Origin of the sequence: Acetobacter fallax (genome assembly GCF_011516735.1) — a bacterium.
In the GTDB taxonomy this organism is placed as follows: domain Bacteria; phylum Pseudomonadota; class Alphaproteobacteria; order Acetobacterales; family Acetobacteraceae; genus Acetobacter; species Acetobacter fallax.
In genome coordinates this window covers 17161-39438 of the sequence record NZ_WOSX01000028.1, presented here as the reverse complement: position 1 = coordinate 39438, position 22278 = coordinate 17161, and the positions used below count along the sequence as shown (strand labels likewise).

Here is a 22278-nt window from a genome sequence, read left to right as displayed (position 1 = left end):
TTAGGGCGCGCCGTCAGTCAGGGCGCGAGGTTTGATGAAGCTTGTACTCCTGCCTGATGTGTGATGTTTTTTCTCTATTTTCCCGGAGAAAACTCGGTGCATGAGGAACGCGATCGTGGGACTAATTGTGATCCTGTCGAATTTTCATAAAGGTTAAACTGACATTCTGGCCGAAGTGAGCCCGGGCAGAATGTCGCTGAAACGAAACACAAGAAGACGAAGACGTTCCTGGCGTCAGGCCGCCGGTGTCGTCTCCTGGGGTGCAGCGTCGATTGCCACCGTCGCTTCCGTGGTGAGGACGCGAAAGACGAAGCTCTCCTGCAGATATAACTCGACCGTATCTGCGGTATGATTCAGATAGCCGATTGAAAAATCCTGCCCGATATCGAGCACCAGATCACCACCGCGCATGGACACCACGAACGCGCCTTCGATGGCGGGGGCCCAGATGAGCTTTCCGTCAATCAGGCTCTCGATGTGCTTGCGGACGGGATATCCTTCATCATCACCACTGCTCACGGTCGTATAGGCCTGCGCGCCCAGCACAACAGAGTAAGGACCGTTCACGCCTGCGAGCCGGAGTTCGTTGAGTGCCTCGGTGATGACGCGGGGATAATCCCTGACGGATGCCGGAAACTTCAGATGGGCATTGGAGGTTGCTTCGCGGATGCCATGAATGCCTGCCGCGCTGTAACCGTCGAAGATCGCGCGATCTTCGGCAAACGCAATCTTCTTTGCTGCATCTTTCACCGGCTGCCAGTCCGAATCCTGGGAACCGCGATCTACAGCGTCGATCTCTTCACGTGATAACGTGAACGGAACACGTAATTCGACCAGCGGACGCACTTCACGCTGTATGGCCTGCACGCCGTCGTTCGGCGCCTGAATCGCGCTGCCGCGGCCGGTCCCGATCCCTGCGAACGACAGCCCCTTCGGCTCGGAAGTATCAACGACACGCCGTCCGGCCAGGTGGCGCCGGAGGGTGCGTGCGGCTTCGTCCTCGATCTGCTCCCAGGCAGCGCTGGAAACCGGCGCGAGGTGACGATGGAGATTGTTCATATTTGTGGTTCCTCTTTCAGTGAGCCGATGCCCAGAGACGTAGCGTCAACCGGGTGAGCAGAGACACAGGTGTCGGAAGCCGGACTTCCGGCAGCATTTTCGCCAGACGATATCGAGGGCATCAGGTCTGGCGCACCGTCGAGAAAATCGGCCGTCGGGATGAAGAAGAGCACGCCGGTGACTGCCGTGCTGACATCCAGAATCCTGTCGTAGTTACCCGGCGGTTTGCCCACGAACATGTTCTGGAGCATCTGTTCCGTGCGGGCGGGGGATCGGGCATAGCCTATGAAATAGGTACCGAATTCACCCTTGCCGACCTGTCCGAAGGGCATGTTGTCACGCAGGATCTGAAGCTGCTCGCCGTTTTCCTCAATGTTCGTCAGAACATTATGCGCATAACTCTTTTTGGCGGAATCGCGCTGCTCGATATCGGAAAGCTTGTGTCGGCCGATGACGTCTTCCTGCGTTTCGACCGCCATGGCATTCCATTTTTTCAGGTCATGCAGGTATTTCTGAACGATGACATAGCTGCCACCTGAGAAGTTCGGGTCTTCCTCTCCGATGATTGTAGAGTCGATTGCCACCTGGCCAGACGGGTTTTCCGTTCCGTCCACAAACCCAAGCAGATCTCGCTCATCAAAGTATTTGAAGCCATGGACTTCATCGATCACGGTCGCGGCACCTTCGAGACGGGAGACGATCGTGGCCGCGAGTTCGAAACACAGGTCCATTCGCGTGGCGCGGATATGGAAGAGAAGGTCTCCCGGCGTAGAGGGAGCATGATGCACGCCGTGAATTTCCCTGAACGGATGCAGATCTTTCGGGCGCGGCGTGCCGAAAAGCACATCCCAGGCCTTTGACCCGATTCCGGTCACGCAGCTCAGGCGACCATCGGGAATACGAAAACCGGTTCCCCGCACCAGCGAGGATATATCGCCCAGCAAGTCCCGGACCTGCGCCCCGATCGCGGTATCATTGCCGTCGTTCAGCGTCATGATCAGGAAGACGGCGGCCCGGGTCAGTCTGGCATCGACGGCCTGAAGTGTGGTCAATGGTCAAAAACTCCTCGCCATAGGGCTCGCTCGCGTTGCGTATCCAGATTCTCTGACTACTCGTTCTGTCGCGTATTCAGTCCATATTAAACTATAATCATATCAGATCAAATTCTCCTGTTTATATAACCAGTACGCATAATTTTATAACGAGAAGGTCTTGGACGCTTGTGTAAGAATGATCTTATAATACTCCTCAAACGAACAGTGCGGGAATTTTGCGCGTTATCAGTCGGCTATTTGATGTGCTCTTCTGACTGTCAATTCAGGTTCACTCTTTTCAAATAAAAGGCATCTTTCCTGATGTCGGGAAGATCCTGGAAGTTATGAATGCAGAATGTTCATGATATAGCGTTCCTTCTGGCACGTTTTCAGTTCGCCTTTACCGTTGGCGTTCATATTATCTTTCCAGATGCTGGTCGGGCTCTGGTCGCTGTGGCATCGGCGGAACAGCACGCTCTTTACCAGCCCGGCCTTCCATGGCGTGGCGTTGTGCATGGCTCCCGCCGGTTTTCTGGCCCTGCTGTGTGGCTGGGTGACCACCGAGGTCGGTCGCCAGCCCTGGACCGTCTACGGACTTCTGCGGACCTCACAGAGTGTTTCGCCGGTCGTACTGTCGAGCATGGTCGTGTCGATGACCGTGTTTGTCGTCGTCTACGTGGTCGTTTTCGGCTCGGGTCTGGGCATTCTTGTCCGGATGCTCGGTCGGGAACCCGAGGAAGGGGAGTGTGACGCCGATCCTTCACACGCATCCGATATTCTGGCGACGCGCGCACATCCCGCCGTCATCGATGTCTCTGCTGCGAAAGGCGCCTGAAAGATGATGGATTTCGCACACTGGCTGCCGATCATCTGGGCCGTCATCCTGATCGCCGCAATCTCGATCTATGTCGTTCTCGAGGGGTTCGATCTCGGAATTGGCATGCTATTCATGCTTGAACGGGACGAGAGCCGACGCAACGTCATGATCAGCACGATCGCGCCGGTCCGGGATGGCAATGAGACATGGATGGTTCTGGGCGGCGCCGTGCTCTACGGCGTTTTCCCGGGCGCCTGTGCAACACTGCTGCCTGCCTTCTATCTGCCGATCGTGCTTATGCTGGCTGCCCTGCCTGGCGCAACGTGGCTGGTGTGGCGGACGACCGGCGCTCTGGAGGCTTCGTGCCGTCATCGGGCGGAGCGGCTGGCGATCGGGCTCTTCATATGTATTGTCGCCGTCAGTTTCCGGACACCTCTGCTGCATGCGCCTTATCTCCGCCGCTGGACGGAATGGCCAAACATTCTGTTCGTGGCGCCGGTGCCGGTAGTCATGATCGTGCTTGGCTCCCTGCTGGTGGCAAGTCTGCGAAAGGGACACACGCGCGTGCCGTTCCTTTGCGCGCTGGGCTGGTTCTTTCTGTGCCTGTCCGGTCTGGGCATTGCCGTATGGCCCTGGGCCGTACCGCCGGCACTGACCCTGTGGGATGTGTCGTCGCCGCCATCCAGCCAGCTCTTCCAGCTTGTCGGGACCGTCATCCTTCTGCCCATCATCCTGACCTACACGATTTACTCCTATCGCGTTTTTCGCGGGAAAGTGTCCGAAGCCGATGGCTGTCATTGAAGTTGTAAGGGGTGACGGGTCGCGGGCGTCCCGTCACCTGAGCATCCGGCTGGCGTGGCTTGCCGCAATCTGGATTGTCAGTACCACCGCATTCTTCGTCGCAGCCTCGTTACTCCATCTTCTGGTGCCCAAATGAAAAATGCATCTCTCCTGATGGCCGAAAGAGCCGGCATAATGTCTGAAAGCTCCATGATTTTCGAATTCGAGCGCGATTTCGCCGGTTCGCTGCGTTGCATTCCCATGATCGCGCGACAAAAGCTCGATATTGTAGGAATCAAGATGACGCTCCGTCAGTGGAGCCGCCTGTCGCGCGAGGAACGGGGCAGGCTGGTGGAGATGCTGTGCGATACGTCCGCGGAACAGGAAGCATACCGCGCCCTTGTTCTGGATCTGATTGCCGCCCGGGCAGATGAACCTGTTCGCTTTCTGCCTCCCCAGACGCTGGCAGACTGGCGCGAGGAGGATTGTATGCCTGAAGCAGTTTCGATTCAGGCACGGGCGGATGGTGTTCCGGTTCCAGCGCCGGAGCAATGGGCCAAGCTGAGTCCACTCGAGCGCTTCGCGTTGATCAAACTCGCAAGGTCGAAGCATGAGAACGAAAATTTCGTACCTGCATTGAAAGAATTTGGCATCCTCCAGGGGGAGCGTTGACATCATGAGCAAAGAAAAAGAATCTGAATTCAAGCCCTACCATCATCCGGCCGGAGGATGGGGCGCCGCGAACGCGACAGCCAGGGTCCTCATGGAACAGAGCGTCCTGGTCAAGGGATCACGCGGTCTGCTTGCGATGAACCAGCCCGGTGGCTTCAAGTGCCCGAGTTGTGCCTTTCCTGATCCCGATCATCGCAAGACACTCGAATTCTGCGAAAACGGCGCCAAGGCGCTGGCGCATGAGGTGACCAAAGCGCGCGTCACGCGGGAATTTTTCGCCCGGCATACCGTCACGGAACTGATGGAGCGCAGCGATTACTGGCTGGAGATGCAGGGGCGCCTGACCGAGCCCATGCGCTATGATGCGGCAACCGACAAATACGTTCCGGTCGCATGGGACGATGCGTTCGCGCTGATCGGCAAGCACCTCCAGGCGCTCGAAAGCCCGCATCAGGCGGAGTTCTATACATCCGGAAGAACTGCCAACGAAACAGCGTTCCTCTATTCCATCTTCGTACGCGAATTCGGCACCAATAACTTCCCCGACTGTTCGAACATGTGTCATGAACCGACGTCGCGGGGGCTCCCGCCGTCCATCGGGATTGGCAAGGGCACGATTGTCATGGCCGATTTCGAGCATGCCGAGGCAATCTTCGTTATCGGACAGAATACGGGCACCAATTCCCCGCGGATGATGACAAACCTCGTGGAGGCGCGCAAACGCGGTATCCCGATCGTGCTGATCAACCCGATGCCCGAACGTGCGCTGATCCGCTTCACCGAGCCGCAGGACATCCTGCAGATGGGGACGTTCGGTTCAACCGCGATTTCCAGCGAATTCGTGCATGTCCGGATCGGCGGCGATCTGGCCATTTTCAAAGGCATGATGCGTGCGCTGTTCGAAGCCGAAGAGCGTGGCGAGAAGGTTCTGGATCAGGACTTTATCGCGGAACACACGGCGGGGCTGGAGGCTTTGCGCGCGGATGTCATGTCCGTCTCCTGGGTGGATATCACCCGGATATCCGGAGTGTCTGAAGAACAGATCCGTCGGATTGCCGGAATTTACGCAAAATCGAACGCTACGATCATCTGCTACGGGATGGGGCTGACGCAGCATCAGGAAGGTTCTCACCTTGTTCAGCAGGTGGCGAGTCTGCTGCTCCTTAAAGGGAATTTTGGGAAAAAGGGTGCAGGTATCGCGCCGATCCGGGGACATTCCAATGTGCAGGGCGACCGCACGGTCGGCATCGACGAGAAGCCGACACAAGCGTATCTCGACCGCGTACGCGATGTTTTTGGCTTCGAACCGCCGCGTGAGCACGGTCATCATGTCGTTGAAGCGGTTGCGGCCATGGAAGAGGGCACCGCGAAGGTGTTTTTTGGCATGGGCGGCAATTTCGCCCGCGCCATCCCTGATACCGAGCGCTCCTATGCGGCGATGGGACGGCTGAACCTGACAGTCAACGTCACAACCAAGCTCAATCGTGGCCATCTGGTTCACGGCAAAGATGCACTGATCCTGCCGGTCGTGTCCCGCTCCGAGATCATCCGGACATCCAGAGGTGAGCAGTTCGTCACCATCGAGGATGCGATGTCGAACGTGACCCCGTCGCGCGGTGTGTTCGAACCGGTCAGCCCGGATGTGAAACCGGAAACGGAGATCATCTGCCGCGTGGCAATGGCAACGCTGCCTCATTCGAAGACATCGTGGGCGGATTATATCGAGGATTATACACTGATCCGTGACAGGATCGCGGAGGTCTATCCCGAGATTTACACTGATTTTTCGGAGAAGATGAAAGATCCTCACGGTTTTCATCTCGATATTCCGCCGCGCCGACGCGTCTGGAAAACGCCGAACGGCAAGGCGAACTTCATTGTCATGCCGGGGCTTGAGGTCAATGACGTGATCGAGGATCCGGCCATGCTGCGTCTGGCGACAATCCGCTCGCATGATCAGTACAACACCACGATCTACAGCAACAGCGACCGGTATCGTGGTGTGTACAACAACCGCCTCGTCATTTTCATGAACAGGGAGGATCGCGAAGATCGGGGACTGGAGAACGGAGCGGTCATCGGTCTGGAAACCTATAGCGAGGACGGACGCCGTCGGTACGTTGATGGGCTGACGATTCTTGACTACCCCATGCCGCGTGGCGCCATCGCGGGATATTACCCGGAACTCAATCCGCTCCTGCCGCTTGATTTTTATGACGAGGTCAGCGGTACGCCAGCCGCCAAGGCTATTCCGGTCAAAGTGGTGCCGAGTATCGCGTCGGCCGCGCCAATCCGGATCGCTGGCTGAGTGTGTCCCATTCAATGCGGCATCATCCATCTTCGGGTGATGCCGCGAGTGGAAAGCGAAGACCCAAATCATGAATGCGGAATTTTTGCCGGGCGTCAGGCCCACAAAAGACCGGCTCCATCGACCGCTCAGGGATCTGCGAATTTCCGTGATGGACCGGTGCAACTTTCGTTGCCCTTATTGCATGCCGGATTCGATCTATCATGAAGGCTTCAGCTTCCTGACGCCTGATGAGCGGCTGAATTTTGACGAAATCGAACGGGTGGCACGTGCGACTGCGGAGCTGGGCGTGACCAGGCTCCGCCTGACAGGCGGAGAGCCGTTGCTTCGTCAGAATCTGCCGGAACTGGTGGAACGGCTCGTACGGATTCCGGGGATCGAAGATATCGCGCTCACAACCAACGGGATGCTGCTGGAGCGTCAGGCAGCGGCACTCCACGCAGCGGGCCTGCACCGTGTGACCGTAAGCCTCGATAGCCTGGACCCGGCAGTGTTCGCGCGCATGAGCGGCGGACGCGGTGATCTGCGGACCGTGCTGGATGGCATCGGGGCAGCCTGTGCGCTCGGATTTCCGCGTGGGGTCAAAGTCAACACGGTCGTTCAGCGTGACGTGAACGATGCAGGTGTACCGGAACTCCTCGCACACTTCCGGCATACGGACGTGATTGTACGCCTGATAGAATATATGGATGTCGGCAATCGCAACGGCTGGGAACGTAGCGATGTCGTAACCTCGCGCGAGATGATCACGCGGATCGATGCGCTCTGGCCTCTCGATCCGGTGTCACCCACTTATTGCGGCGAAGTCGCTACCCGTTACCGCTATGCCGATGGCGGTGGGGAGATTGGGTTCATCTCCTCGGTCAGTGCGCCGTTTTGCGGAAATTGCTCGCGGGCGCGGCTTTCTTCGGATGGTCAGCTTTTTACCTGTCTCTTCGCCACGAAAGGCACCGATCTGCGGGCAGTCCTGCGTGATGCCGGTCATGCGGGCAAGGATGAGCCGCTCCGGCAGACGCTGGCGAACATCTGGCATCGTCGCACCGACCGGTACAGCGAAGAGCGTCAGGAACGGCGATCACGGGCTGAAGCTGCTCATGAGGATAAGGCGGGGAAGAAAATTGAAATGCACTATATCGGAGGGTGATGCGATGAACGGAGAAACAGCCGTCCTGACCCATGAGATGGTGATCCGCGAGGTACGTCTTGCCGCCAGGCACGGAGGAAAGCACGATTTCGGCAATACGATGCCTGTGGCTGCGGTGTTATGAGATCCCTCTGCGGACTTGTCCTCGCAGGCGGTGTCAGCCGCCGCATGGGACACGACAAGGCAGCGCTTGCCTATGAGGGCCGGCCGCAACTCGACCGTGCGTTCAGCCTGCTTGCGCCGCGCGTCAGCCGCTGTTTCGTATCCTTGCGGGAAGATCAGAAAACCGATGCCTTGAGATGCGTCTATCCCGGAATTACCGACAGGTTTCAGAAAATCGGACCCGCCGCAGGTTTGCTCGCCGCCCATGAGGAATACCCCGATGTCGCATGGCTGGTGCTGGCATGCGACCTGCCGTTTCTGGACGCGCCAACGCTCGATGCGCTGATTCAGGGCCGTCGGGAGGGATATACGGCTGTTGCATTCCGAAGCGAACATGACGGGTTGCCGGAACCGTTCTGCGCCATCTGGGAGCCTGAAGCTCTGGAAATATTATCTCGTCAGGTAGTGGCAGGCAGGGTCGGGCCGCGCCAGGCGCTCATCAGCAGTGTCACGTATCTTTTGCCTTCATGTACCCCTGGCGCACTCGACAATATCAATACACCCGGGGAGCGGCAGCAGGCTGAAACCAGGCTTGCCCGCTGTCAGGAACAGACATGCCAGGGATAGAACCTGAATATTTCGCACAGCCGGGCGAGCAGGCAGGCCGTCGCGCCGAAACGAGAGAAACGTCCGTCACCACGGCGGTGGCATTTTATGAGGAGCTTCGCGTGGCATACGGTTTTGCGCTTCCTGCCGGGCAGATGCGTGTGGCCGTGAATGCGGCATTTTGTCCCTGGACCCGGAGCCTGAAAGAAGGCGACCATGTGGTGTTCATTCCACCGGTGAGCGGCGGATGAACCGCTTTCTGATTGCCGACACATCCGTCGATATCGGCACCCTTCGGGAAACGCTTCTGAAGCCCGAAGCTGGTGGCTTCTGCACTTTCGAGGAATGGGTGCGGCAGACGAACGACGGAAGGCTCGTTTCAGCCATCGGATATGAGGCGTTTGCTCCTTTGGTCACGTCCGAAGGACAGGTCATTCTCGACGAGGTGCGAGAACGCTTCGATATCGCAGAGACCTGCGCGATGCACAGGACGGGCTACCTGCCCGTCGGCGATCTCGCTGTATGGATCGGTGTTGCCGCACCTCATCGCGGTGCCGCTTTCAAGGTCTGTTGTTACATTATCGATGAGATCAGGCGCCGTGTGCCGGTCTGGAAACGCGAGCATTATGTCAATGGGCAGATTGAATGGGAGTCTGTCATCATGTCGGTTGATGTGACCGGCCAGCCGGGTCCGTTCAAAACGGGCGGCGGCCACGCTCCATGATTCCCTTGTTTCATGCAAGGAAAGTGACGAGCCTCGATCGTCCGGAGGAAGAGGTCGATCTGAACATCGCCGACGAGGTGCCGGTCAAACTCGTCTTTAACGGAATATTTCCCTACGGCGTGATGATGCTGACGCCGGATCATCTGACGGATTTCGTGTTTGGCTACTGTCTGACGGAACGCATCATCGAGGCGCCCCGGCAGATACGGTCGGTCGTGGTGTCGGAAGGCGAGGATGGTCCGATGCTTGATGTCATGATTTCGGGCGACTGCCTCTCGACCCTGTTACGGCGCAGGCCCCGTGCCCAGACCGGGCATTCGAGCTGCGGCATCTGTGGCAGCGACGATGTGCCATCTGTGGATGTGACCGGCCAGTCACCTTTTCCGCTCAATCCCACGATTGCATCGGCTGCGATCCGCCGTGCGCTTCATGATCTCGATCGCTGGCAGGACCTGAATGCTGCGACACGCATGGTCCACGGAGCAGCCTGGGCGAACAGGGAAGGCGAGATTCTTCTGATCCGGGAGGATATCGGCCGCCACAATGCGCTCGACAAGCTGATCGGTGCCCGCATGCGTAACGACACACTTTCGGAAGATGGAATCTGTCTGCTGACCAGCCGCTATTCGTATGAAATGGCGCTCAAGACAGTGTGTGCGGGCATGACCACCGTAGTCGCAGTGTCGGCGCCGACAGAGCGCGCTTTCCGGCTGGCCGAGCGGATGAACCAGACGCTGATCGCGATCGCGCGGCACGACAGGCAGTTCGTCTTCTGCGGCGCCGCGCGCCTGACGGAGTGATGATCGCAGCAGGCGGGGAAATCTGTTGTGGCGTGGCTGGCTCCAGGTGCCTGCCATCCCTTCATCCGGTCATCGCATCACGACGGAGGTGGAGCGCGCATTACAAGCATCGTCGAGAACGTATTCGTGTCCGAAAACGTGATGACACCGATGGCGCCGGACCCGCCGATCCATCATTGGAGAAGAGTTTGATATGTTCCTGAAGCAGCTGCAGTATCTGCGTGAAATTGAACGCTATAAAAGCTTCTCGAAAGCGGCCAGTGCGTGCGGCGTGTCGCAGCCCGCCTTATCGCGCGCCATCCGTCAGCTCGAGGATGAGCTGGGCATTGTCATCATCGACCGCAAGAAAAAGGTCTTCGGCGTTACGAATGAGGGCGCGCGTGTCCTGAAATGGGCACACGATATCCTCAAAAGCATCAGCGAACTGCGCAATGAGGTCTCGGTCACCAGGCAGGCGATCGCCGGACACGTAAAAATCGGCGTCATCCCGACTGCCGTGCATATCGTTCCGCTGCTGCTGGAGGCCGTGCAGGCGCGGTGTGGCGACTTCGCGAGTGAGGTGAGTGTTCTTCCTAACGGAACACTCATCGATAAGCTGGTCAGCAAGGAACTTGATATCGGAATTATGTATTACGACCAGTGCCCGCAGGCGAAAGCCTTCGAGGTTCGCACCCTCTATGCCGAACAGCAGGTGCTGGCGGCGTCCCGCACGTTTCAGCTGCCTGAAGGAGAAGACATCAGCTGGGACGCCGCATCCAGATTACCGCTTGCGCTCCTCACCAGGGAAATGCGCTGTCGTCAACTGGTCGATGTCGGATTTCAGACCGCCGGGGCTGAACCGACGATACGTCGTGAAACGAATTCACTGGAGTTGATTCACGCTGAAGTCATGGAGGGAAAGGTCGCAACCATTCTGCCGATCCTGTCTTTTCCGCTGCGCGTGCCGCCTCCGGGGAGGCTCAGGATGCTCCGGTTACCGGGCTTTTCTCCAGGCGCTGTAGGCATCGTGCGTCTGAGCGAACAGATCACCTCTGAATTTGCGTCGGACGTCTGGGATATCGCCCTGAATACAAACTTTCAGGACAATATAGACTCATTGTGCAAACCAAGGCCTGTGCCGCCTACCGCCTAAGGAATTATGTGGAGAACTGAACGGAACTTTCTCGTCTTTGGAAACCACTCTGATTCCCCGGCATTATCGTATACCAGGCTGAGGACCTGTTAATTTATTGAACTGAGCGGACCGTTGTGATTCACAGTCTTACCGTTGGAGGTGAGGCTGTGAGTGAGATATTTTTGCTGTCTGAGCGTCAGATGGATCTGATCAGGCCGTATTTCCCTCTGGCGCGTGGCGTGGCACGCGTGGATGACCGTCGTGTTCTGAGCGGGATCGTTTATGTGATCCGCAACGGGCTTCAGTGGAAAGACGCACCGAACGTCTATGGTCCGGACAGGACTTTGTATAATCGCTTCATCCGGTGGAGCCGCCCGGGTGTCTTCGGCCGGATCTTCGTCGCCCTGACAGAACAGGCTGGCCGTTCGAGACGCCTGATGATCGACGCGACACATCTCAAAGCACGCCGAACGGCAGCCTCCCTGCTCAGAAAGGGGCTTTTCCCCGCCATACCGGACGCACAAAAGGCGGGCTGAACTCAAAGCTTCATGCCATGTGTGATGGACAGGGACGCCCTGTCCGGCTGCCTCTGACAGCGGGTCAGGTGAGTGACTTCAAAGGCGCGGACGTTCTGCTGGCGGACCTGCCGGATGAGACAGAGGAAGTCATCGGTGACCGGGGATACGACAGCAATAAAATCAGACAGTCTCTCGCGGACCGGAATATCGCCGCCTGCATTCCGCCGAAGAAAAACCGGACATCAAAGCCGCCTTACGACTGGCATCTCTGTAAAAAGCGCCGCCTCATCGAAAACATGTTCGCAAAGCTGAAGATCTGGCGACGTGTTGCGACCCGATACGACAGATGCGCCCACACATTCATGTCCGCAATCCATATCGCGGCAACCTTCATCTTCTGGCTTAAAGAATGAGTCCTGAGCCCAGGTCCTTCATGACCCATTCAGCAAGAAATTCTTGATTCTGCCTGTTCCGCCGCATCCCTGCCGGCAATGTATCCGAACGTCATCGCTGGTCCAAGATTGATCCCGCCTGACGGATAGTATCCTCCCATGACACTGGCCTGATCAGATCCCGCCACCCACAGGCCAGGCACTGGCTGGCCCTTGCGATCCAGGACACGGGCCTGCGCGTCAGCGCGGATACCCGCAAATGTGCCAAAGCTGCCGGGCACAATCCTGATGGCCAGATAAGGTCCTTTTTCTATTGGCATCACGCAGGGATTTGGTTTCTGAGAAGAATCGCCTCCGGACCGGTTGAACGGGGTGGAACCGCGGCCGAATTCAGGGTCCTGGCCCCGATCCGCAAAATGATTGTAGGAACGAATGGTTTTCTCAAGTCCTTCCGGAGATATACCACATTTCCCGGCCAGCTCCCGGATCGTTCTGCCTTCTGTAATGTAGCCGGAACGGATGTACGGACGCAGGGGGAATGGCGCAGGGCGTGAATACCCAAGCCCCCAGCGGCGCTGAAAGGCACGCGTACAGATAAGCCACGATACCGGCTGTTCTCCCGGTTCCAGACTACGAAAGAGGTTCGTCACATAATCATAGTAGCCATCGGCTTCATTCCCAAACCGGCGACCATTGGCTCTTACCGCAATGATCCCCGGCTTGGCCCGTTCGATGATGTGAGGATAATGACCCACCGTTCCATCTCTGAAGGGTACCAAGGATACAGGGCACCACGCGGCTGGTGAGGCTACCGCTGTGTCAATATCTGCACCGGCAGCTTCGGCCAGTGAAAGGCCATCGCCGGATGTGCCGGGAGCGGCAACTGTCCAGTGTTCCTGCCCGGTGGGTGTATTTGGAAACAGAGCTTTGCGGCGTGCAACATCATGTGGAAAGCCACCCGTGGCCAGGACGACACCGACGCGCGTTCTGACTGTCAGTTCACCATTTTTCGATTTCAGGATGGCGCCTGTGATGGCTCCGTCCCTGGTAAGAAGTCTTTTCGCCGGGCTGGATGCCATGAAACGAACTCCGACTTTGTCTGCCGAAAGCATCAGTCTTGCGACAAGAGCATTTCCGTTGACGAGATGAGTACCGCGACCATAGCGGAGCAGATCAGAGAAATGGCGGCCAAGGCGGCCGGTCACATGCAACAGCGCGCGAACGGAACGCTGTGCATTCAGAAAGGCACGCAGATCTGGTCCTGCCTGTATCCCCATACCATAAAGTGTTGTTTCCCGCATCGGACGCCGGAGCAACGGCCAGAGATTACCCAGCTTTCTTCCATCGACCGGTGCGGCAACAACAGACCGCGAACCCGTACCGGCACCAGGTATGTTGCCATGGATATCGCAGATCCAGGTGCCGGAGGAAAACCGGACATCCGGATCTTCCTCCAGAAAGTCAATCATTTCCGGACCGGCTTCCAGAAGAGCCTTTACCCGTTCTGCATCGAACTTTTCTCCGAGCTCATGCCGAAGATAGGTTTCAGGGGCATCGGTATTTTCATCGTTTCCGTCCAGACGGGCATATTTTGTACAGGGAACCCACATCCAGCCGCCGGACCAGGCTGTCGATCCGCCAAAGACAGGCTCCTTCTCAGCGACGATCACATTCAGGCCACGACGTGCTGCCGAGAGTGCCGCACAGAGTCCTGCCGCCCCTGACCCGACAACCAGAAGATCACAGTTTTCAGTATGAGACATCGGAAACTCTTTTATGCAAATTGGCTGGATGGAATATGAACGGTCTTTCCCGTCCGTGCGGATTCTGCGACGGCGAGCGTGGCGCGCAGTGTGCTAAGTCCTTCCTGCGCATCAACGACGGGGACGGCTTCTCCGCGGCTGACGGCGCAGAGATTGCGCAGCTGGGCGATATAAGGACTTTCCTTTCTGTATCCGGTTGTTTCCCGTGTCAGAGGCTCATACCAGTCCGGCTTGCCGCGATACGACCAGAAATCGAGTGACGGCAGTGCAAGTGATCCGTCAGTTCCGCTGATGACCATCGTTGTGACGGGCGCGGCAGGCGCGGGATAGGAATCAATTTCACCAGCCTGGAGATCCCAGCTCCAGGGAGAGCTGGCACAATCACTGAGGGAAATGGTGACCAGGGCTTCGTTATCAAGCCGAAGAAGAATTGCCGCCGTATCCTCGACTTCAAAACCGCGTATCCGGTTGCTGGTCACGGCATGAACAGAGCTGATTTCGCCACAAAGATGCCGGATTACGTCGATTTCATGGATCAGGTTGATCAGGACCGGACCGCCACCCGGCTCCCTCCTCCAGCTCGCCGTGAAATAGTCGTCAGGCTTGCGAAACAATGCCATGAGTGAAACCGAAACAAGCTGCCCGGGAGCGCCTCTGCTGATGATTTCATGCGCAGTGCGGATAATGGGATTGTGTCGCCTGTGATGACCGATGAGTACGGGCACTCCGGCTTTCTCCGAGGCTGTCACGATTTCAGTGGCATCCTCGATGGTGCTGGCAATTGGTTTTTCAACCAGAGGAACAATGCGCTCCTCAATCAGACGCAGGGCAAGAGCGCGATGCGTCTGATTGGGGGTCGCAACAATGGCCGCATCCGGCTTCTCATGAGCCAGAGCCGTATCCAGATCTGCAAACCAGGGCACGCCAGCAGCTTCGGCCCACTCCCTACCCGCCGGAGCAGGTTCGACGATGCCCGACAACGTGCAGAATGTACACTCCTGCATTTCACGGAAATGCAGGCGGCCGATCGCACCGGCGCCAGCCAGCAGAATACGGGCCGGTGACTGCGCGCTCATCTTGCAGGCTCTTTATTCAGAAAAGATACTGTTGCACTGAAAGCATCTTTCGCCCACCCGGTCGCGCCCCGGACAGCATGTCCCTCTTTGTTGGGAATTTCGACGCTGATGGGAATATCGGGAGGAAGTGCCTCCATGATTGCGTGCAGATCAATGCCACCCTGACCTGGCAGCAGGCGGGCCTGCCGCGCCGTATAGATCAGCTCTTCCTGTGTGGGTGGAATGCCTGCGGGCGCGTCGCATATCTGAAAACAGGCCAGCCGCTCCGGCGGGATGGCCCGCAGATCGTCAGGAGTTGTGGAAGAACGCGCGACATGGAGTGCATCAACGATTATTTTTCCATTGTGTGCACCGGACTTTTCAATGACAGAGAGAGCTGTTTTTGCATCCTTCACGCTTGTCCAGGGCATGAATTCAAGAGCCGGACAGATACCCCTGGGACGACTGGCTTCGCATAAGGCATTGAAGGAAGCAGTCAGACGAGAAAGATCAGGATCATCGCCCGCGACGAGAAATGCTGAAACAGACAGTTCGGCACACAGATCGAGGAACGGCTCGACTGATCGGACCGTAAAACCTTCGTTGATTCGGACGATTTCCATGTCTGCAAGGATAATGCCTTCAGCAGCCGCGCGATGTTTTACGCTTTGCCTCAGACTCTGATCCTGCAGAAGCTGCGGGATGTTGTCACCCTCGGCGGCTCGCAGAGCGCGCAGACTGACACCGGTATAACCACACTCTTTTGCCACGGTAATCATGTCGCAGGGTGGCATGGGAGCGGTTGTCAGCCAGGAGAGAAAGATTTGTCTCGTCATTTCCGTTTGTTCTTTTTCTTACAGGAAAAAACTGGTCAGGCGGAGACATTCTCCGTGACCGGCTGACCGTGTTCAGTCTGTTCAGGACTGCGGATGATCGTCTGCGCAGCCGGGAATCTTCCTGCAAGATGGGCAGCAATCCGCCAGGCCATGACGAGAGCCGGTCCGAGCGTGGTGCCAGGGCCTGGATAAGTGCCCCGGAACAGTGACGTCAGATCGTTGCCGCAGGCATAAAGTCCTTCGACAGGCACACCATTTTTATCAGTGACCTGTCCGTTGATGTCTCCCGTAAGTCCGGCGCTTGTCGCCAGATCCGCTGGCCGGACCGCCATGGCGTAATAAGGACCTTCGCCAACAGGACGCATGCATGGATTGGGTTCATAGCGGGCATCACCGTTGAAACGATTGACCGTTGTGGAGCCACGGCCAAAATCTGTGTCTTCTCCTGATCGGGCCAGTGCATTGTAGCGGGCGACAGTCTGTTCCAGCGTTGAAGGGTGGGCGCCGATCTTTTCGGCCAGTGCTCCGATGGAGGATGCCTCAATGAGATAGCCTGAACGGATGAAACGCCGAACGCTGTGTGTTCCCGCCCAGACCATGCCAAGTCCATACTCGCGCAGAAAGGCCCGGTCGCAGATCAGCCAGGCTGTTTTGTGCTTGTTTTCAATCATGCCTGTACAGAAATCATGGTATGAATTCGCCTCATTTACGAAACGTTTTCCATCCTGACTGACAGCCAGGAGACCAGGTTTTGCACGATCAAGTATGATGTGAGGCCATACCAGCTCCGTACCGTTCCTGAGGCGTCTTGTGGAGCAGGGCATCCACAGGGCAGGACTGTCCACGCCGTCGGAGAACCCTGCTCCGGCACGCAGACCAGCTTCAACACCGTCTCCGCTGTTGCTGGCCGGCGCCAGGGAAATCATATCGGGAAAAGGAAAAACCTTCCTGCGCAGAGACGTATTTGTCGCGATACCGCCGGTAGCCAGAACCACAGCTCTGTGCGCAGTGATCGTTCTCTCCCCTTCCGGCGTTGAAAAACGGGCACCGGTCACCTTTCCGTCCGTCACGATCAGATCGTCCAGTGACCAGTTATATAAAACCGGAACGTTGTTCCTGCGCAGACTCAGAAGCAGTCGTCCGACAAGAGCATTGCCCATGACCAGCCTGGTGCCGCGAGGCCAGGAGACTCTGTCTTTTGCCAGCTGCAGAAAGAGAGAGAGAGTCTGACGAAAATTCCTGATCGAGGAGAACGGTTTCAGAAGAGCGTCAAGCTCGTTTCGGCCGACCATCATCCCGCCCGGAGCCAGAAACTCGCGGCGAGGCGGACGGACACGGGAAAAATCCTTTCCCAGCTTTCGTCCATCGAACGGAAGAGGCGCCAGGGCCCGCCCACCCCAGGCCGCGCCCGGGCCATCACGATAATCAGGATGGGCCGATGCTGCGGCAAACCTGACATCCGTATGATTATGCAATTCGGTAATCGCGGCTGGTGCGGCTTCAAGAAAGGCGTCCCTGAGGGCGTCGCCGCCCCGTTCACCTACAACCGACTGCAGAAACCTTCTGGCATCATCGGGATTGTCCTGAGGACCCACTTCCCGGGAAAGATCAGTGCCCGGGGCCCAGACCGTGCCACCGGATGTTGCCGTAATTCCTCCGGCCATATCCGTCTTTTCGCAGAGAATAACATCCATATTCCGGCGTTTTGCGAAAAGAGCGGCACTCATTCCTCCCGCTCCGGCACCGATCACGAGGATGTCCGTTGCCATATCGGAGGACACAGGAGACGACGAATGAACAGAATGGAGCATTGTAAGACCTTTTTTGTTTTTGTTGGTGAGGCCACCTGATCCATAGTTTTCTGATATTTTAAGTGCTACATAGCTATGTTTTTTATCCGTTATCGCGTGGGACGATCTGCATGTCCCCGAGTTCACGTGCAGCTTCGACGAGAAGCTGTCCAAGTTCGAGTGCCCGTGATTCCGGCAGCCGCAGCGTCGGGCCGGCAATGCTCAGCGTTCCAAGGGTTTCCTGAGTGCGGCCCGACCGGACAACGCAGGCGATGGCTGTCATCCACGGGGCGAATGTTGCCACGGTCAGGCTGAACCCTCTCTGACGCGTCGCCTTCAGAACAGAGAGAAGAGCTTTGCTGTTGCGCGGCGCATTCGGCCCGAATTCATCGGGAGACCCGTACCCCTGCTCCTCAGCGAGTCTGAGCGCGGCGGCATCCGGCATGGTCGCAAGCCAGGCCAGACCTGTTGCCGTCGATGACAGATGAGCCGCCTGACCCATGTCAGGGTCATATTTCAGGCCCGAACGACCGCCCTGCGCCCGGGCGATCCAGGAAAGACTGCCTCCATCCGGAACAGCGAGACGCACAAGTTCTCCGCTTTCTGCGGCCAGTCGGTCCAGGACAGGCTGAGCGAAATCGGTGATCCCGCAGGAAGCCAGAAATCTGAAAGCGACTGATACCGGCTTCATTGTCAGCCGATAGCGTCCACCGGAACCGCCTTCCTGCTGGATATAACCCAGAGCCTGCAGATCCGATGTCAGCCGATGGCTGGCGCTTAATGGAATCGAGAGCATGGTGCTGATGGATGAAATCGGAAGACCAGACCCGTGGTGTGACAGCAATTCGATGATCGCCAGGGTTCTTTCCATGATTCCCGACGGTGCGGCGCTCACCTCATCTGTTTCCGCTACGGAGGGGCGGGATGCCGGTTTTCGGGAATGGCTCTTCGAATTCATCTTTTTTCTTCATGTGACAGGATAAATCATCTGCCCCCGTTGATAGTGGAAAACTTTTCCAATATCAATTCCAATATTGGAAAAGGGTTCCGATTCCGGTAAGGGCAGCTTTATCACTGCCGGTCAGGGCTGTGATCCGACAAAACGATCCAAAAACAAGAACGTCATATGAGGCGTCAGATGACCATCAGTGTTTTAAGAGAAATCCTCCCGTCAGGTACGGATGAAGGGTGCGCCGTCGCTCTTTCCCGGAAAACGTATTGCTCCGTATCCGGCAGAACAGTTCTGCCGGAAACATCCGCCTGATGAGAAGGGATTTCGCATGTCCTTCCGTATCTCATGGCGGCCTCTGCTGTCCGCTGCTCTCCTCTTCTGTGCGGCTGGCATAATACCCCGTGCCGAAGCAGCCCCCGTTTCCTCTGTCAGCCGGCATGCCGGACCGGCGGTATCTCCGTCTGTGCTTTCCAGGAAAAAAATGATGCGGCATCGGCACGTTGTCGCCGCATCCAGGTCTGTTGCTCCGGCATCCGCCGCAGGGTCCGCTGCAACCTCTGAGCCGCTCCAGCTGGCGGCATCATCCGGCAATGCAAAACCAGGGTCATTCTGGAATGAAATGCACGTACTGACCGAGGACAATGCCGCTTCCTCGTCTCAGCAACGGGAACGGGTCGGTGTCAATGCCTCAGCTCTTGGTTCCGCGTGGCCGGAAGTCCGCGTCGTGCCGGAACTTGACCGGTTGCTCGGTTCGCTTGGCGGATGGCGTCAGCGCCTCTCCGATTATGGTTTCGATTTCACTCTGACCTACATGGCCGAGGGCATGTCGAATGCTGTCGGAGGCCGGCGGCAGGGGTTCGATTATTCGCATCAGGTGGTCATGGGCACCGACTTCGATCTTGAAAAAATGTTCGGCCTGAAGGGACTTTCGTTCCACATGCTTGGCGTCCAGCGAGCAGGGCGCAGCGTGGCGACAGATTATCTTGAGAAAACAGGACTTATCCAGCCTCAGCAGGATTACGGGGCCGGTGGCAATGTTCTTTACAAGCTGGTCTACATGTATTTTGAAGAAAGCCTTCTGAACAAAAAGCTTGTAGTCGATGTCGGGCGTATGCCGGCCAATATCAAGTTTGGCACATCCTATTTCGGCTGTTACGCGCTTAACAGCATCATCTGTGCACACCCGACCGCAATATCCGTGTCATCCAAGTGGCGCTCCTGGCCTTTTTCACAGTGGGGCGCCATGGCCCGGTTTAATCCAGGATATCATCTGTATGCGCAGGCCGGTGTTTTCGAGGCTTCGGCAACTGAAGGCGGCCAGGCCGGCTTTAATTTTTCTTTCGCTCCCCTTGGCTACGTCATTCCTGTTGAGCTCGGCTGGGAACCAGCTCTCGGAAAGGACAAACTGACCGGCCATTATAAAATAGGTGGTTATTTCGATACGTCCGATCATCCGGATCCATTTACTGCGGTCGACGGATCACCCATCCTGATTTCTCACAAACCGGCCCGGATCGAACATCAGCGCGGAGCGTGGTATGTGGGAGCGGATCAGATGGTGTGGCGCTTTGGTCCGGCGAAGGATCAGGGCCTGATTCTTTTCGGCCTCGCAGGCTGGAATGAGGGCTCTTCTCTTTCTGGTCAGACCCAGTATACGGCAGGCATCATCTCGCAGGGTATGTTCCCCTCCCGCATAACGGACGCTGTGTCACTTTTCTGGACATGGCAGTCCGTCAACCGGAAGATCACCCGCCTGCAGGAACTGGAGTATGATCTCGGATATCCGTTAAAAAACGGTGTTACCTTGCCGCAGTCGAATTTTCAGGTTCTTGAACTGACCTATACTGCTTTTCTTACCCGGGGCCTGAAACTTCTTCCGGATCTTCAGTATATCGTTCATCCTGATGCAACCCGGTCCTATCCCAATGCTCTTGAGGCAGGCTTCCGTCTTCTGGCGCAGTTCTGAAGGAGTATCAGGCTCCCCGTTGCTGATGCTGCAGGGCATTACCGAGCGCGGCTGCCGCTTCCGTTACAGCGGGTACAATAGTACGTCGCAGCACGCGGAGCGGCGTACGAGTGGCCTGGGTGCTGATATTCAGCGCAGCCACGACACTTCCGTCATGTCCGGACACAGGTGCCGCAACGGACCGGAGGCCCGGTTCCAGTTCCTGATCCTGGAGGCAATAGCCATCAGCCCGGATTTCATCCAGCAACGTATTAAGCGTTTTGTGGTCAGTTGTTGTCCTGAAGGTCCGGGCATCAAGCTTTTCCGGAATATGACGACGACGTTCAGCCTCCGGCAGGGCAGCAAGCAGCACACGCCCCATGGACGTACACCATGCAGGGAGTTTTGCACCGACCCTCAGATCCACAGCAAGAATGCGACGGATTTCAGAACGCGCGATGTAGAGAATGTCCGTTCCATCCAGAATCGCCAGTGAAGCGCTTTCACCCAGAGTATGGCTGAGCTTGTCGAGAATTGGCTGGGCAAGCCGGGGAAGCGGCATATCCGCTACGCGGGCTGAAAGATCAAGAACGCGGGGCGTGGGCTGAAACAGCCGGCCGTTCTGCACGACATATCCGGTGGCCACCAGGGTCAGGAGCGCCCGGCGCGCGGCAGCGCGTGGAAGGTCCGTCTCACGGGCGACATCTGAAAGAGAAAGCCCCTCGGGAGCAGCGGCGCAGGCCCGCAGGACATCAAGACCCCGCGCAAGGGCCGTCACGAAATCCCGGCTTTCGGTCACGTCGTCCGCAGAGGTGCTGGGGTCCCTTTTCATATCATTGTTTCTGCCCGAGAAGCCCGGCTGTCGCAAGCAAACCGGACTATATCATTTTGTGTCTCGTTCATCCCTGAATGCGCGAATAGTCGTGCCCTCCCGCGCACGGAACCAGCGCGAGAAATAGGCCGGATCGCTGAAACCCAGTCGATCGGCGATATCGGCAGCGCTCATGCCGGAAAAAAGCAGGAGCCGACGGGATTCGGCTGCAATCCGGCTCTGAATTATCTCATGGGGTGATGGCTGCCCCATGCGCTTGCAGGCGCGTCGCAGCGTACGTTCCGTCGTGCGCAGCACATCCAGATAGGCGCTGACCGGAGCATGAGACGCGAAATCCCGTTCGACAAGGGCATGGAACCGTTTGACGAGTTCGGCATCACGGCGCGAGGGAACAGGTGTGTTTGCTGAACGCAGAAGGCGGAAGATCGTCGCCAGAATAAGTTGCGCGAGTGCCTCCGTGACCGTTCCGGTTGCCTGGTCGGGCATGGCAGGCTGATAGCGTGCAAAGGTAATCAGACGGTCGAATTCGGAAAGATCAGTATCCCCCGCCAGTGATGCCGCGAACAGGGGCGCCGCTTCCGGACAGCGCATTCTGAACGTGAAGACGTGACCATGGCCCAGCGTTATCACATAGCCGCGTGTCCGCGGATGATAGGCGAGGGAATGGACATGACGGGCCGGAATCCACACGAAACCAGGTGAGGCAAGTTCGTGGCTCACCCCATCCAGCTCAACTGTACAGCCGCCGGTGGAAAGAAGGAAAAGCTGAAACATGGAGGCATGGCTATGCCGGCGAACACGCCAGTTCACAGGACGGGAACGAACTTCCAGCGATTCAATGTCCAGAAAGTCCCGAAGACCTTCATGGCCAATGATGTCGTGGATCTGAAAAGGATCCTGATCGTAGCCAAAAGAATGAGGCGTTTTTCTGTTTTCCATGAAAGGGATCGCATTGTCGTGAGGTGTCCGGAAAGTGCAACTTTGTACGCGTTTGTACATCGACGCCAGCCGGCCCGATCATGCAGTCTGCCTCTG

21 protein-coding genes and 2 pseudogenes are annotated in these 22278 nt (G+C 57.3%); 14 read left to right on the top strand and 9 right to left on the bottom strand.

Translation table 11 applies throughout. The features are described from left to right. Positions 1–234: 234 nt before the first annotated feature. Together GOB85_RS13160 and GOB85_RS13155 are read right to left on the bottom strand one after the other, a co-directional pair. Positions 235–1059, bottom strand: coding sequence for a family 1 encapsulin nanocompartment shell protein (locus tag GOB85_RS13160; RefSeq protein ID WP_173577949.1), 825 nt, complete (start codon positions 1057–1059; stop codon positions 235–237). After that, positions 1056–2054: a Dyp-type peroxidase gene (locus GOB85_RS13155; protein WP_408737073.1), complete on the bottom strand. Its 999-nt coding sequence runs from the start codon at positions 2052–2054 to the stop codon at positions 1056–1058. The genes GOB85_RS13160 and GOB85_RS13155 overlap by 4 nt, the downstream gene beginning before the upstream one ends. Positions 2055–2523: 469 nt before the next feature. On the opposite strand from GOB85_RS13155, the pseudogene GOB85_RS13150 reads away from it, so the two are divergent. From GOB85_RS13150 to GOB85_RS19695, 13 genes and pseudogenes are all read left to right on the top strand, one after another. Further along, positions 2524–2928, top strand: a pseudogene (locus tag GOB85_RS13150) (cytochrome ubiquinol oxidase subunit I); the annotation flags it as partial. A gap of 3 nt (positions 2929–2931) precedes the next feature. Beyond that, positions 2932–3711, top strand: coding sequence for a cytochrome d ubiquinol oxidase subunit II (locus GOB85_RS13145; RefSeq protein ID WP_173577947.1), 780 nt, complete (start codon positions 2932–2934; stop codon positions 3709–3711). Then, complete coding sequence (locus tag GOB85_RS13140; protein WP_173577946.1) at positions 3698–3847, top strand: DUF2474 family protein; 150 nt, start codon at positions 3698–3700, stop codon at positions 3845–3847. Before GOB85_RS13145 ends, GOB85_RS13140 begins: the two co-directional genes overlap by 14 nt. A 53-nt stretch (positions 3848–3900) precedes the next feature. Next, positions 3901–4362 carry a nitrate reductase associated protein gene (locus GOB85_RS13135; RefSeq protein WP_173577954.1) on the top strand — a complete coding sequence of 154 codons (462 nt, stop codon included), beginning with the start codon at positions 3901–3903 and terminating at the stop codon, positions 4360–4362. 4 nt (positions 4363–4366) lie between these two features. Further along, positions 4367–6670, top strand: coding sequence for an FdhF/YdeP family oxidoreductase (locus GOB85_RS13130; RefSeq protein WP_173577945.1), 2304 nt, complete (start codon positions 4367–4369; stop codon positions 6668–6670). Between the two features lie 70 nt (positions 6671–6740). Continuing rightward, complete coding sequence (moaA, locus tag GOB85_RS13125; protein ID WP_173577944.1) at positions 6741–7814, top strand: GTP 3',8-cyclase MoaA; 1074 nt, start codon at positions 6741–6743, stop codon at positions 7812–7814. A 120-nt stretch (positions 7815–7934) separates the two neighbouring features. Then, on the top strand, positions 7935–8543 hold the full coding sequence (locus GOB85_RS13120) for an NTP transferase domain-containing protein (RefSeq protein WP_173577943.1): 609 nt from the start codon (positions 7935–7937) through the stop codon (positions 8541–8543). After that, positions 8531–8773: a MoaD/ThiS family protein gene (locus GOB85_RS13115; protein WP_173577942.1), complete on the top strand. Its 243-nt coding sequence runs from the start codon at positions 8531–8533 to the stop codon at positions 8771–8773. Before GOB85_RS13120 ends, GOB85_RS13115 begins: the two co-directional genes overlap by 13 nt. After that, complete coding sequence (locus GOB85_RS13110; RefSeq protein ID WP_242011498.1) at positions 8770–9246, top strand: molybdenum cofactor biosynthesis protein MoaE; 477 nt, start codon at positions 8770–8772, stop codon at positions 9244–9246. The genes GOB85_RS13115 and GOB85_RS13110 overlap by 4 nt, the downstream gene beginning before the upstream one ends. Next, the gene (fdhD, locus tag GOB85_RS13105; protein WP_173577941.1) at positions 9243–10046 is read left to right on the top strand and encodes a formate dehydrogenase accessory sulfurtransferase FdhD; all 804 of its coding nucleotides are present in this window, start codon (positions 9243–9245) and stop codon (positions 10044–10046) included. The genes GOB85_RS13110 and fdhD overlap by 4 nt, the downstream gene beginning before the upstream one ends. A gap of 193 nt (positions 10047–10239) precedes the next feature. Beyond that, entirely contained in the window at positions 10240–11178 is a 939-nt protein-coding gene (locus tag GOB85_RS13100) for a LysR family transcriptional regulator (RefSeq protein WP_173577940.1), read from the top strand. A gap of 182 nt (positions 11179–11360) precedes the next feature. Next, positions 11361–11498, top strand: a pseudogene (locus tag GOB85_RS19780) (transposase); the annotation flags it as partial. A gap of 26 nt (positions 11499–11524) precedes the next feature. Beyond that, a complete protein-coding gene (locus tag GOB85_RS19695; RefSeq protein WP_408737072.1) occupies positions 11525–12091 on the top strand; it encodes an IS5 family transposase in 567 nt (188 codons plus the stop codon). 29 nt (positions 12092–12120) lie between these two features. Here the strand turns inward: GOB85_RS19695 and GOB85_RS13090 are convergent, their stop codons facing one another. The 5 genes from GOB85_RS13090 to GOB85_RS13070 form a co-directional block, all read right to left on the bottom strand. Continuing rightward, complete coding sequence (locus GOB85_RS13090) at positions 12121–13833, bottom strand: FAD-dependent oxidoreductase (RefSeq protein ID WP_173577938.1); 1713 nt, start codon at positions 13831–13833, stop codon at positions 12121–12123. A gap of 11 nt (positions 13834–13844) precedes the next feature. Beyond that, positions 13845–14909, bottom strand: coding sequence for a Gfo/Idh/MocA family protein (locus GOB85_RS13085; protein WP_173577937.1), 1065 nt, complete (start codon positions 14907–14909; stop codon positions 13845–13847). Continuing rightward, positions 14906–15724, bottom strand: a complete 819-nt coding sequence (locus tag GOB85_RS13080) for a sugar phosphate isomerase/epimerase family protein (RefSeq protein ID WP_173577936.1) — start codon at positions 15722–15724, stop codon at positions 14906–14908. The genes GOB85_RS13085 and GOB85_RS13080 overlap by 4 nt, the downstream gene beginning before the upstream one ends. A gap of 35 nt (positions 15725–15759) precedes the next feature. Next, positions 15760–17493, bottom strand: a complete 1734-nt coding sequence (locus tag GOB85_RS13075; protein ID WP_198912216.1) for an FAD-dependent oxidoreductase — start codon at positions 17491–17493, stop codon at positions 15760–15762. A 124-nt stretch (positions 17494–17617) separates the two neighbouring features. Beyond that, positions 17618–18472, bottom strand: coding sequence for an IclR family transcriptional regulator (locus GOB85_RS13070; protein WP_173577934.1), 855 nt, complete (start codon positions 18470–18472; stop codon positions 17618–17620). Between the two features lie 475 nt (positions 18473–18947). On the opposite strand from GOB85_RS13070, the gene GOB85_RS13065 reads away from it, so the two are divergent. Continuing rightward, positions 18948–20432, top strand: coding sequence for a carbohydrate porin (locus tag GOB85_RS13065; RefSeq protein WP_173577933.1), 1485 nt, complete (start codon positions 18948–18950; stop codon positions 20430–20432). A gap of 7 nt (positions 20433–20439) precedes the next feature. On the opposite strand, the gene GOB85_RS13060 is transcribed toward GOB85_RS13065, so the two are convergent. Both GOB85_RS13060 and GOB85_RS13055 read right to left on the bottom strand, forming a co-directional pair. Then, positions 20440–21243 carry an IclR family transcriptional regulator domain-containing protein gene (locus GOB85_RS13060; protein WP_173577932.1) on the bottom strand — a complete coding sequence of 268 codons (804 nt, stop codon included), beginning with the start codon at positions 21241–21243 and terminating at the stop codon, positions 20440–20442. A gap of 51 nt (positions 21244–21294) precedes the next feature. Further along, complete coding sequence (locus GOB85_RS13055) at positions 21295–22182, bottom strand: helix-turn-helix domain-containing protein (RefSeq protein WP_173577931.1); 888 nt, start codon at positions 22180–22182, stop codon at positions 21295–21297. Positions 22183–22278: the final 96 nt, after the last annotated feature.